The sequence below is a fragment of the Sutcliffiella horikoshii genome (genome assembly GCF_002157855.1).
GTDB classification, from domain to species: Bacteria; Bacillota; Bacilli; order Bacillales; family Bacillaceae_I; genus Sutcliffiella_A; species Sutcliffiella_A horikoshii_C.
In genome coordinates this window covers 4142381-4155292 of the sequence record NZ_CP020880.1, presented here as the reverse complement: position 1 = coordinate 4155292, position 12912 = coordinate 4142381, and the positions used below count along the sequence as shown (strand labels likewise).

The 12912-nt window shown below is 41.4% G+C and carries 11 protein-coding genes; 7 read left to right on the top strand and 4 right to left on the bottom strand.

Annotated features, from left to right (window positions below):
- Window positions 1-4: 4 nt before the first annotated feature.
- The 4 genes from B4U37_RS20975 to B4U37_RS20965 all read left to right on the top strand — a co-directional run bounded on the left by B4U37_RS20975 (window position 5) and on the right by B4U37_RS20965 (window position 5720).
- Complete coding sequence (locus B4U37_RS20975) at window positions 5-577, top strand: hypothetical protein (protein ID WP_088019897.1); 573 nt, start codon at window positions 5-7, stop codon at window positions 575-577.
- Between the two features lie 311 nt (window positions 578-888).
- Complete coding sequence (locus B4U37_RS20970; protein ID WP_088019896.1) at window positions 889-3627, top strand: GTP-binding protein; 2739 nt, start codon at window positions 889-891, stop codon at window positions 3625-3627.
- A 543-nt stretch (window positions 3628-4170) separates the two neighbouring features.
- On the top strand, window positions 4171-4350 hold the full coding sequence (locus tag B4U37_RS22140) for a hypothetical protein (RefSeq protein ID WP_148965235.1): 180 nt from the start codon (window positions 4171-4173) through the stop codon (window positions 4348-4350).
- A gap of 173 nt (window positions 4351-4523) precedes the next feature.
- Window positions 4524-5720, top strand: a complete 1197-nt coding sequence (locus tag B4U37_RS20965) for a class I SAM-dependent rRNA methyltransferase (protein WP_088019894.1) — start codon at window positions 4524-4526, stop codon at window positions 5718-5720.
- Window positions 5721-5738: 18 nt separating this feature from the next.
- On the opposite strand, the gene B4U37_RS20960 is transcribed toward B4U37_RS20965, so the two are convergent.
- Window positions 5739-6662 carry an ABC transporter ATP-binding protein gene (locus tag B4U37_RS20960; RefSeq protein WP_198317058.1) on the bottom strand — a complete coding sequence of 308 codons (924 nt, stop codon included), beginning with the start codon at window positions 6660-6662 and terminating at the stop codon, window positions 5739-5741.
- Window positions 6662-7354 (bottom strand): ABC-2 transporter permease, encoded by a 693-nt coding sequence (locus B4U37_RS20955; protein WP_088019891.1) that lies wholly within the window; start codon window positions 7352-7354, stop codon window positions 6662-6664. The genes B4U37_RS20960 and B4U37_RS20955 overlap by 1 nt, the downstream gene beginning before the upstream one ends.
- A 93-nt stretch (window positions 7355-7447) precedes the next feature.
- Between B4U37_RS20955 and B4U37_RS20950 the strand changes: the two genes are divergently transcribed.
- Together B4U37_RS20950 and B4U37_RS20945 are read left to right on the top strand one after the other, a co-directional pair.
- Complete coding sequence (locus B4U37_RS20950) at window positions 7448-8158, top strand: response regulator transcription factor (RefSeq protein ID WP_088019889.1); 711 nt, start codon at window positions 7448-7450, stop codon at window positions 8156-8158.
- On the top strand, window positions 8155-9876 hold the full coding sequence (locus B4U37_RS20945) for a sensor histidine kinase (protein ID WP_088019887.1): 1722 nt from the start codon (window positions 8155-8157) through the stop codon (window positions 9874-9876). Before B4U37_RS20950 ends, B4U37_RS20945 begins: the two co-directional genes overlap by 4 nt.
- 40 nt (window positions 9877-9916) lie before the next feature.
- Here B4U37_RS20945 and B4U37_RS20940 read toward each other — a convergent pair whose 3' ends face one another.
- Together B4U37_RS20940 and B4U37_RS20935 are read right to left on the bottom strand one after the other, a co-directional pair.
- Complete coding sequence (locus B4U37_RS20940) at window positions 9917-11314, bottom strand: hypothetical protein (RefSeq protein WP_088019885.1); 1398 nt, start codon at window positions 11312-11314, stop codon at window positions 9917-9919.
- A 155-nt stretch (window positions 11315-11469) separates the two neighbouring features.
- Complete coding sequence (locus tag B4U37_RS20935; RefSeq protein ID WP_088019883.1) at window positions 11470-11814, bottom strand: YflT domain-containing protein; 345 nt, start codon at window positions 11812-11814, stop codon at window positions 11470-11472.
- A 160-nt stretch (window positions 11815-11974) separates the two neighbouring features.
- Here B4U37_RS20935 and B4U37_RS20930 point away from each other — a divergent pair, with 160 nt between their 5' ends.
- Window positions 11975-12871, top strand: coding sequence for an NAD(P)/FAD-dependent oxidoreductase (locus tag B4U37_RS20930; RefSeq protein WP_088019880.1), 897 nt, complete (start codon window positions 11975-11977; stop codon window positions 12869-12871).
- Window positions 12872-12912 lie beyond the last annotated feature (41 nt).

The window sequence follows — 12912 nt, the reverse complement described above, 5'->3', positions numbered from 1 at the left end:
TTGGATGAAGAATTCCAGTTCGAGTCAGGGGATTCAGAGGGGACAAGCTATTTCGTTCCGTATCCCTTCTGATACGCCTGACCATCTAATTAAGCATTTACAACGTCTAAAAGAGACAGAAAGAAGGAATTTCTCTAGTAAAATAGCAGAATTTGTTCTTCAAGGTGTGACAAGTTCACATGCACGCGAAAAAGAGACAATTTCTATTCCACTTCCTAAATCTTTATCTAAAACACAAAGGGATTGGTTGAAGCATCAGCATTCGGAGGCATTGCTCGGCAATATCGTCTATCAGTTGCTTTCAGACCCTGTGCGTGCAACAAGCATTCTCGCGGCGATGAACAGCAATTCTACGGATATTGACCAAGCTTTGTACCTTCAAGAGGATAAGCCATACAATTCTGATGAAGAGACAGATGAAAAGGTGAATGCTAACGTATTAAACGATGATGACTTAGACTCTTTTGACTGGGACACAGCTCTCCAAGAGCAGGCGTCAACGGAAGAAGAGGAAGAGTTGGATGTGGAAGATGTCGATAAAATATTGGGAGATTTTCTTTCACATATGAATAAATGAATGACATGGAAGGCCGCTATGAAATTAGCGGCCTTAATTATGTGGGCTTATATCAAAAAAGAGGTTGTAAAAGTAGGAAGGGCCTAACCATTTTAGGCTCTTCTTCTATTCCCGGGAAATATGGTAGTATGAGGTCAATATTTGTTAGCAAATTAGTTATAGCTGCGGTAAAAAGGGTATAGAATAGAATGGTCCTAAAATCCAAAAGACATTCGAACTATATAGCAGAATAACTATTTTTGTATCAAGAGACGAAGTTACTAGATCATTTTAATTACGAAAATAATGTGAAATGATTGGTGGAGGGTAAAATGACACAGGAAAACAAATTTATTAGCAAAACGTATTTTGAAACTTTTATGCTGGATGTGGAGACAAAGCATCCTGTTCAAGTGCTTGGAGAAGCCTTCCTGGCAGAGCAGAACAACGAGGTGTCAGATCTCTCGTTTATTCGGTATGCGCAAGGAGAAGTATATTTTCATAGCAAAGATTACGAGAGTGCTATATACAAGTGGGAGAATGTTCACAATGAATTGGAACCTTGGGCGAAGAAAAATATTGCAGATGCATACTATGATTTAGGAATGTTAGTAGAAGCGGAAGATATCTACGCCAAAATTAATACAGATAATAAAACACTTAAAATAGAAGTGGCCCTTCAGCTATTCACTTTATATATTCAGCGTGAAAAACTGGAAAATGCCTATAAAAATATTAAGAAAGCAATTGCGATCGATCCAGATTATCCGCATGTCACACAAACTGCCCGCACCTTTTATGAAGAGCAAGAAGACAGTCAACATGCGGTGGAGTTGGCTGTAAATGAGGCAATGAGAACCGGTTCGGAAGCATGGTATGATTGCTTAAAAAATTATATAGAAGTTGGGTATACAAGAGAATTCACTCCTGATTATTTTCAAGAAGTCCTGTTAAAGTTACTTGAGATTAATCAACGGAAATTTGAAGAAATCACAGCAGCGTTATGGAACAGTTACGAAAACCATCCAATGTATTTAGAATGGGTGAAGACGGCAAATCATTTATTCATGGCTTTGGACAGAGATTCGGAGGCCTCTTGGACAAAAGTAGAGGAACTGCATCAACATACCTATTTATCTCTTATTGAGGGAGAATACTTAATCAAAGAACTGCAAGGCATTGTACCGGATCTACTTGGAAACTGGCTGAAAGTATCCAACAGATCTAAATCCCTGTTTGCTTCTGCAGCGGTAATGTCTTGGAATGAAGTATTCCCAACAGCATTACCTGCACATGTATTGGCGGATGCAGAAAACAGAATTTTCCATTATGAGCATGACAGCATCCAATTGAGTTATACGGTCGAGTTGTTCAAGACGCTGATCAATTGGGCAAAAGATAACCACCTTGAAGTGGCGCATCAAAAGAAATGGCTATTCTCGCATCTTAGCAATTTAAACAGAAAAAACCTAGTTGTTACAGGTACCGTTCAAAATGGGAAGACTTCCTTCATCAATTCCATTATTGGCGAAAAGCTTCTTGGGGATGAAACGGTTCCGGTATTTGTTTCTTCCAACGGTGATATTGCAGAGATGAATGAGATTTCCACTACAGGCACTTCTGCTTTAGGGGACATTAGTGAGCACAAAGCAGGGTCCATAATTGACCTTAAATGGCCATCTCAGTTCCTAGAAGATGAGGAATACTCTTTAATCAGCACACCGGAATTCAGCGTAGACGCGATTGAAAACAACGAAACGATGAAATATATCCCGTTATCAGACGGACTATTATACATTTTAGACGCGCAAACACCTTTTACAGAAGATGAACTGAAAGTATTGGTGAAAATTAAAGAGCGCGCGCCGGAAGTGCCGGTACACTTTGTTATTAATAAAATGGATACTGCCTTCCACGAAGCAGAAGCAGCACAAATTGTGGAAGAAGCAAAGCATCGTATTAACGAATTCTTCCCGGATGCAAGAGTATTCCCTTACTCCTCCCTTCGTTCGGCAAGCAAGCAACACCAAGGGTTGGCAACTTTCATGGAGGCCAATTTCAAACTGCGTGCAAAAGCAGTGGAAGAACGCCGCGCAACCAAGTTGTTGCAACTGATTCGTTCTACCTTAACAGAATTGCTGGACAGCCGAATTGCGATGGAAGATAACCTGACCAACACGGTGGAGTTCAATGAGGATATCCTAAGCAGGCTAAGTGGTTTTATCAATCACCTGCATGATGCGGAATCCGAAAAGATTCGCAGCATCACAGAAAATTACCGTGCTGTGACGATCGAAATGAAAAGAGAAGCAGCGAAAACCATTCCTCGTCTGCTTAGAGAATGCTCTAGCTATGTGAAGGAAGACAGCAACTTTAAAACACTGCATCTTGAATTGAATGAACGCATGAATGAAACGATTCGCACATATATGCATTCCGACCTGTTGCCTCGTTTGCGTCAGGAACTTCAATTATGGCTCGATACATCCAACCGTGAACTGATTGACAGCCAAGAATTTTTGCAGGAAATGAGTGGCACATTTAACAATCTATACAAAGAAGAGAAGATGCACCTGAACTGTGACTTTAAGGTCATGGAAGACTGGCGTCGAGACATTAACAGAATCCTAAGCAGAGTGGAAGTGGAAAAGGAAAACATCCTAAACCGCCCGAGCACCACTCAATACTTGCTAAAAGGTGCAGGCCGCCTGTTCGGTTCCTTGCAGCAGAGCAATCAACTGCTCTTCACTCAGTATAAAAAATATATCGAAAACGAACGCTTCACAGATGTGGCGCAATCCGTCGTGGATAAGTTCTTCCTAGAATTCGACCTGTTTGAAAAGGCCCTAAAAGCCGACATCAACATGTTCTACGAAGCACCATTCACAGAACTGAACAAAACCGTGGAAGACACAGAACACGCCATCCACAACGCCAACAAAAAACTAGAACAAATGAAAGCAAGCCCAGAACGCTACTACGACCCACTGAAACTATTCGAAGCACGCCTGCTCCAATACGAATTCATGGTCAAAGCATGCGAAGAGAATGAAATGTTGCCAACGCACTAAACCAAAACTTGGTTACAGCAACAAAAGTGAAAAAAAATAGGGTCTGGCACCTAAAGCAAAAATCCAAAGCACCACAGCAAACAAATGCAGGTGCCTGACCCTACCCGCTCTAACCAAAATTCACGCTAACCGATTCAACTAACCAAGTCCCGTTGTGAGCGGAACTATATAAATAACATTAAAAAGCAGGTCTAATCCGCATAATTAGACCTGCTTTTTTGTCGAATTCTTGAACGCCAATATGAAGACCCCAGTGACGAAGAAAAAGGAAAAGAGAGGTTCTCATCGTCCGTATGAAGACCCCAGTGACGAGGAAAAAGGAGAAGAGAGGTTCTCATCGCCCAAATGAAGACATCAGTGACGAGGAAAAAAGTGAAGAGGGGTTTTCATCGCCCGTATGAAGACATCAGTGACGAAGAAAAAGAAGAAAAGAGGTCCTCATAGTCGACGATATTGAAATCTCAGAAACAAATCTAATATTGAAACCTTCCTCCTTCTAAAACGTATAAAAGATATACAACAAAATCGATTTGGAGGTATCCGGTGATGAAAATTAACTCATATCTTATTCAATTAGCAATTACCATAATCGCTATTTTTGGCGGAACTTTTACTATTCGTTATTTCAGAACGGGTGAACTTCTATTAGACCAAATTATTGGGGCTTCGGTTGGTATTATACTCCTAATCGCATCATTAATTTGGAGAAAAATGAACAAATAAGAGATAATTTGATCTGAAGTTAGATAAATGACATATTGCACAAAAAAACTTCCCCAATCCCCTAGTCTAGTCCTTAATATCTATTCCAACTTTATTTCATCCAAATTCGGCTTTTCTCCTCATTTGCGATATAATACAACCACAATAAAAACCCAAAAAGATTGGATGAAAGCATGCGACAGCTACTAACACTTAAAGTGAAAAATAAATTCTCCAAACCATACAAAAATGGCTACCCACTTATCTCTAAACAATCCCTCATTAACGGCAATGACCTAAAAGAAGAGGGCACACTCGTAAAGCTGGTAGACGAACAGAACAACTTCCTCGGCAAAGGCTACTACGGTAACCAAAATAAAGGATACGGCTGGATTGTCAGCAAAGATTCCAACGAAGAAATGGACATTCCTTTCTTCAAACGTGCGCTTCAAAAAGCTGTAAACAAACGTTCCGACCTTATGAAAGCAGAAGACACCACTGCTTTCCGCCTTTTTAACGGAGAAGGCGACGGAATCGGCGGCTTTACGATTGAATACTTTGACGGCTATCTAGTGATTAACTGGTACAGCAAAGGAATCTACTCCTTCAGTAAGGAAATCCTTGAAGCCATCGAAGGGGTTATCAACTACAAAGGAATTTACGAAAAGAAACGATTCAACACGGACGGTCAGTATGTCGAGGACGATGATTTTGTAAAAGGAGAACGCGCACCATCCCCCGTTATCATCAAAGAAAACGGCGTCAACTTTGCCGTGCATTTAAACGATGGCGCAATGGTTGGAGTATTCCTTGATCAACGGGAAGTAAGAAAAACCATCCGGGACAAATACGCCAAAGGGAAAACCGTCCTTAATACTTTTTCCTATACAGGAGCATTCTCTGTTTATGCAGCATTAGGCGGTGCCGTCAAAACGACCAGCGTAGACTTGGCTAAACGCAGCCTGCCCAAAACAACCGAGCAATTCAACGTAAATAATATCGACGAAAAAACACAATCGATTCTCGTAGAAGAGGTATTCCATTATTTCAAATACGCGAAAAAGAAAAACCTGAAATTCGATATAGTCATCATGGATCCACCAAGCTTTGCTCGTTCCAAAAAGGTGACATTCCGAGCAGAAAAAGACTACACAAGCTTAGTATCTGATGCCATTGCCATTACCGAAAAGGATGGCCTGATTGTCGCCTCCACCAACGCCGCTACATTCGGCATGGACAATTTCAAAGGCTTTATCGACCAGGCTTTTAAAGAAAACAAAGTAAAATACAAAATCGTAGAGGAGTTCTCCTTGCCAAGCGACTTCGCGACCATCAAGGAGTTTAAGGAAGGGAACTATCTGAAGGTATTGTTTATAAAAAGAATAGGATAGAGAAAAGGAGTCAGCATCTCAGCTGGCTCCTTTCATCTTGGTACTGGATTCCTCCAAGAAAATTTCTTCAAGGGAAGGCTCTTCCACATTGATACGGTAAACATCGATATTTTCTTTCGTAAGTGCTCTAACTACAGCCGCAATCTTAGCTTCTGAATCTACCGTAAACGACGTATATTGCTCTTGGGCAGAAATCTGTGTGGCAAAGCGCTTTAACATCTGGCCAACACTATCTGGGTTCTTTAGGGCAGAATGTTTTATCTTCACCTCGATGGAAGACGAATAATGTGCACGCAATTCTTCCAGTGTTCCTTCGTTAATGATGGTACCGTCTTTCATAATCGCAATCCGTGTACAAATTTTCTCCACTTCGTTCAAGTTATGAGAGGTCATGAAAATGGTCTTACCTTCTGACTGCAAGTCTCTAATCAGCTGCTGAATGCTCAACCCGGATTCAGCATCAATACCTGATGTCGGTTCATCAAGGAAAATCAGCTCTGGATTATGAGCGATCGCCTGCGCAATCCCTAACTTCTTTTTCATCCCAAACGAAAACTTTCCCACTTTCTTTTTGGCATGCTCTAACAAACCAACCCGATCCAAGACAGCATTTGCTTCCGTGGTAGACAATTTGCACCCATTTATTTTGCCGAAAAATTTAATATGATCCATAGCAGACATGCTATCGTAGAACTGTGAATAATCGGGAAGGACTCCAATTCGGTTCTGCACCTTCTGAAGATCAGATTCCCCCAACAACTTAAACGTACCGGAAGTGGGAAGGATGATTCCAGTGATCATATTGATAAAAGTCGATTTTCCTGCCCCATTTCGCCCGAGAAACCCGTATATCTCTCCTTTTGCAACGGTAAGGTCTACCTTATCTACAACCGTTTTTCCTCCAAAAGCTTTTGTTAAACCGCCAGCCTCAATCACACTCATCAAAAGTCCCTCCTCTTAAACAACCAATAAGCAAGTAATAGCAGTAAGAACGCATAGAGTCCATTTATCAAGATGTAATAGTCTGCCAAAGAAGAATAGTAATATGGAGTGAGGAATTTAAACCACGTAATGTACAGCTTCCCTGAAAATATTGCCCAAAAGCTTAAAGCAGGAAACACTAAAGCAAAAGTAATCCCCACAAACATCGTAACGCCGGGCTTTGGTATGACAATGGAAAACACAAGATTTAACGCCAAAGCTACAGAAAGAAACAGCATGGTATCTACTAAACCGAGCCACAAAAAGTCCTTTGATTTAATGGTGATTAACAGAAAACAGACAACCATACAGAAAAGCCAAAAGAACCAAACTCCTAAGTATTTGCCCATCAATACATTCAATCTAGTAGTCTTTGTCACTAAAAACCGCATCGTTCTCTCGCTGACTTCCCTGTTGACGATGTCATGAGAAAGACCGGTAATAAAGAAAAAACCAAGCACAAAGATTAAGATAACAATCCCTGTAGCATATCCATCCGTTCCCAACTCTGCCGCTTCTTCTGGAAAGCTTGCCATCAGGTTGCTCATCAAATCAGCAGTTAAATACGTAACACCAAAAATAATCGCAATCACAACAATCGACTTGAAACTCTTAAAATGCCCTTTAAATTCATTCAAACAAATTGCCCACATTTCATCTCGCTCCCTTCATAGTTTAGTATAATAATGGTAGTTTATTAGAAAGTTAAGGGAACCTTAACATTACCTTAAAAAAGGAGTTCACAAATGGAACACGCAAGGATATTAATGGTCGACGATGAACAATCCATTATAGATATGATGAAATTAGTGTTAACAAAAGAGGGCTTTCAACACGTAGATACATGCGGTACAGGGGAAATGGCCTTACATAAGCTGAAGCATCACGCATATGACCTTATATTGCTAGATATCATGCTCCCTGATATGACAGGTTATGAGATTTGCCAGGCAATCAGGAAAACGACAGAAGCCCCAATCTTTTTCCTATCAGCCAAAACGTCAGATCTTGATAAATTGACGGGCTTTGCACACGGTGGAGACGACTATATCACTAAGCCATTTAACCCGTTAGAAGTAGTAGCAAGAGTTAAGGTGCAATTAAATCGATATTTGAAAAGCACTTCAACCAAAGAGGAAGATATCCTCGAATTTGGCAGATTTAAGCTGAACCTCCAATCAGCAGAACTTACAGTGCTGGGAGAGAGCGTGGTATTAAGTGGTCAGCTTTATCACCTGCTAGTGTTCTTTTGTAAAAATCCAAATCGAATTTTCACGAAAGAACAGCTCTATTACCACGTTTGGGGAGACAATATCCTGGTGGATGAAAACACCGTCATGGTCCATATCCGCAAGCTTAGAGAAAAGATTGAAGAAAACCCAAGCAAACCAGAATATATTAAAACCGTTAGAGGGATAGGGTACAAACTCGTACCTGCTGCAGGTGTTCAAAGATGAATGTTAGCAAAAAGCTGGCTTTTCATTTTGTTAAACAATTATTTGTCCTCTTGGTAATCATAATTATCGCTTTGACCGCAGCATTATTATTCTTCGCCTCCCACTTAACAGAGTCGGAAATGAAAGCAAGTTTTACAAGGACGGACCCATATTTTCTCGAGCTTGAAATGGATGTGAAGTCGGAAGAGGATATTCATATTAGTGAGACAGTGAAAACAGCTGTCCATCAAAATGACGGCTGGCTGCAATTGATAGATAAAGATGGAGTGGTAGTCAAAGAAGTAAATGCTCCTGCAGATTTAAAGGAGGCATACACCTTTCAAGAGCTTGCCGATTTTGACGTTCCCGGTTACAGGACCTCTTACTGGAGGATACATAAGGATGAGAGTGACCTTGTCGTATTATATGGGGAGAAGAACCTGAGCGAAGGAATACTTGCTGAGCTGCAAAAACTAGGCGATTTATCAGCTATTACAGAGGAAGGTAGAAAGTTCCTTGAGAACCAAGCGGCATGGGTACAAGTATATAATTCCAATGGGGAAAAAACCGAGCAATGGAATGCCCCCGAAGATCTCACACTTACAGCTAGGGACTTCCTTTCCATAAAGGAAAGGCCGTGGAACTACAAATACGACATATCCACCTTACTAGAAGGGGGCAAGATCTATGTTGTTGGGATGGAAAATGCCTATTATTCCCCAGATGACGTACTGGACGGTCTGGTAGGCGCTTCTTTGGTCAAAAGCTTTCTACTAGTAATTGTAGTGCTTCTCGTCATCATTATCGTCCTTTCCATCTGGTACGGCAGGACAATTGGGGTGCCTTTGCTTTACATGATGAATTGGATCAAAAGAATGTCAAAGGGTGACTTATCTGTACCGAGGAATAAAAAGGGGAACATCCCATTCAGGAAAAAGAACGGTAAGCTTCACAAACGCTTCCGGATTTTCCGCGACATCCTTTTTTCCATCCGTAAGCTTGCCACCACACTGGAAAAGAACGAACAATACCAAAAGCGAGTCGATCAGACAAGGGAAGAGTGGATCACAGGCTTAAGCCATGACCTGAAAACTCCCTTAAGCTCCATCTATGGCTACGCAAAAATACTGGAAACAGGGTCATACAAATGGACCGAAGAAGAGATACAGGCAATGGGTGGCACCATGACAGAAAAAGCCTCCTATATGAGCGACTTGATTGAGGATTTAAACCTTACTTATCGTTTGAAAAACAATGCACTACCGATTGAAAAAAGCATACAAGACATTGTTCCACTCATGCAGGACGTCATCAAGTCACTGAACAACACAAATTCGACAATATTCATGGAAAACGTGGAACAGGAAATTCGTGTGGCGGTTGATTCCAAATGGTTCACCCGCATTCTCACCAACCTGCTTGCAAATGCACAAAAGCACAACCCAAAAGGAACGGACATTACGCTGAGTGCCTCACGAAACCTTGACCACACCTTCATCACCATAAAGGATAACGGAGTGGGGATGGATGATGAAACACAGAGTAAATTGTTTGACCGTTACTACAGAGGCGGCAGCACAACCGATAAATCAAACGGTACCGGACTTGGCATGGCCATCGCCCACCAGCTGGTCTTGGCACACGGTGGAAATGTCTTTGTAGAAAGCGAAAAAGGGAAAGGAACAACCATTACGATAACATTGCCTAACGGATTGGAAGAACCTCCTTCCAAAAAATAATGGGTCTGCCAGTATCAGCTGGCAGACCCACTATTATTATTCAGCTTCCATCCCTCAACATATACTGATACGATTTAGATTCCTCCACCATTCCCATCTCTAGATAAAGCTTCGACAACCACTTTATAGAACCAGTATTGGAAGGATCTAGCTCCAGCTCCCAGTTAAAGCACTCCACGGCTTCGGACAACTGTTTAAACTCATAATAAAGTTCCCCGAGTGCATACATTTGATCCGGGTCATCCTTCAGGGCAGCCATCTTCTTAATCTTCATCAAGATGGGGATGCCTGGATACCTTGCGCAATAAGGCGCGATCCACTGCTCTGTATAGTCCAGTCCTTTTATTTGTAGCAAATTTGGCACAAAGGTTTGAAAAAGTATCTGAACTTGTTTAGTTGTTACGTCTTCATCAAAGTGGAAGGTAAGCTCACTCAGCCAATCGGAATTCTCTATCCATTTTACCTGCAGTAAAGCTTCCTGCACGTAAGGAAGGTCTTTTTCGGTAATGAGGGCTTTATTTTTTGTAAGTAGAATTAAAAGGTCTTCATATCGGTTAGATTTTTTCAATAAACCGAGCAAATCATGATATAACCCTTCATGATGAGTGGCTCGTTTCCTTAAAATATAGCTGAGGAGATCCACCTTCTCATCGGTTGTGAAATCATGCGGTAAGTTGGCAATCATTTGCTTATAGCAGGTGTGTTCATCGTTTTTACTGGTGATGAGTAAATGTGTGTATAAGGAGAATTGCTCCATTTTCCGGCCCTCTTTTTGCATAAGTTGCAGCAGGAGGTCCTTGGAATCGTCATGCTCTAAATGCTCGTAGCAGTATTTCTCGACATATAGCGGATCCTTGGAAAGCAAGGTGGATGCATGGGAAGTATAGAGTGATTGATAGGTCTGATATTGAAGATTTTTAGACATTTCCTGTGCCCATTTGTTGGCAGGATAAATATCTGTTATTAGTCGTAGAAGTTGGTAGGTGTGCAGGAGCTGACCTTCCCTGCGGTATTGTAGAGCAAACTCTTTCATCACTTTAGTGATTTTCTCTTTTTTCATATAGTTATCGAATATGGTAAGAATGTTGGAAGCTTCGAGCGGCGAGTATTTTTTCTGTATTCTTTCCCACAGCGGAGTCAGGCTAGGAAATGTGTGAATTCGATTATGGTTGAGTAGATAGGCTAATAGCGGATGTTCTGGTGAGAAGCGGATACCTTTTTGAAGAATGTTACTTAGCTGAGATTTACGTTTGATTTTAGATGTGGATTTTCCGGTGAGGTAAGATGCTTTGTAGAAAAATAAATAATAACATTCTGCGTGCTCTTGATGATAAGCTTCTATGACTTGAAATCCTTGATACATGTAAAGGTTAGCAGGTGTGAGGTGTAAGTGCTTTTTCTCATGCTGGATTTGAATGCTGGTTGTTTTGTTTGTCATATAATTCCCTCCTAATTGGTCGTACGCCTTTTTGAGAGATTGCTTATATAGAGTGTAACATGAAAAGGAAAAAAAGAAAAAACGAAGAAGCGGACGACCCAGGGCCATCCGCTTCTCTATATTTTAAGGGGGGGGAGTCAAGCTTCGTTCAAGTCTTATAATGTCGTGCTTGCTGTTGTATCTTTTACCACTAGGATCACTTTACCGTGATCAAGCTTTTCTTCTAACTGTTCCGCTTCTGGAGCTGTGAATCCTAACTCCTGGAATTGAGCGCGAAGCTCGTCACCTTTGCTACGGAAGATGTTTTTCACGTAAGTATCCATACCAACTTCACCGGCGCCAACAGTATTAGCATCAGCGTTATCAGCTACACGTTTCGTACGGTCATCGTCGTGAGTAATGACATAGATGTCATCGTCATGAACACCTCTTGTTTTTAGCTCTTGTACTGCTCCTACTACTTGTTCGTCATTTTGAAACTCTTTATAAGTGGGTTTCATTTTGTATCGCCTCCTTGGTTATGTAATAAAAATACCCGGCTGACTGAAAATGAAACATGCTCTTGAAAATTTTTTTATTTTGCCTACATAACTTGTTTGATAATACGCGGAAAACTTCAAATACTAGTAAGCATCTGATGAAAAGAATGGGGAGTTTTCTGTGGTTTATGATTGTATTATTGTTGGGGGAGGCATTGCAGGTCTTCAGGCTGCCATCCAGCTTGGAAGGTATCAACATAAGGTGCTTGTGTTGGATGAGGGAAAAGGTCGTTCAAGTATGTGTCATTGCTATCATAACCTTCTGGGGTGGCCGGATGGAGTGAGTGGGGAAAAGCTACGGGGTCTTGGGAAGGAGCATGCGCTGAGATTGGGTGTGGAGTTTAAGGGAGAGCGTGTGGAGATGGTTCGGGAGTTAGACGGGCGGTTTTGCGTAACCACAATTAAATCTCATGAATTTTTTGGTAGAAAGCTTTTGCTAGCCACGGGTATCAAGGACAATATTCCATCTTTTGAAGGTTTGTTGCCGTGTCTTGGAAAGAGTATATTTGTTTGTCCGGATTGTGATGGATATGAAATTTTAAATAAGCCAGCCCTGGTGATTGGTTCGGGGAATGCAGGTGCTTCGATGGCGCTGACTTTGACATATTGGACAGATGAGCTTACTTTTATCAACCATGGAAAAGGGGAGATTGACGCTGACTTGGTGGAAAAGTTAGCGGGAAAAGGAATCACAATTGTATCTAATGAGATTTCTCAAATACATACAGATTGCTCAGACTTTAAAGGAGTAACGCTTGCTAACGGAAAAGGCATTGAATGTAGTTTTGCGTTTTTAGCACTCGGTGGCAATAGGCCGAATACCGACCTAGCTTTGCAATTGAGAGTGGAATTGGAAGCCAATAAACATATCCTTGTGGACCCCCGGACAAAAATGACCTCTGTCGAGAATGTATGGGCTGCGGGTGACATTACCGTCCATTCCGAACAAGCGGCCATTGCGATGGGGGACGGCATACAAGCGGCCATCTGGATTCATAAAAGCTTGCTGGAAAGTTGACTTGGTGCTTGACAGTTATTTGTCCGAGTGCGTAACATTAA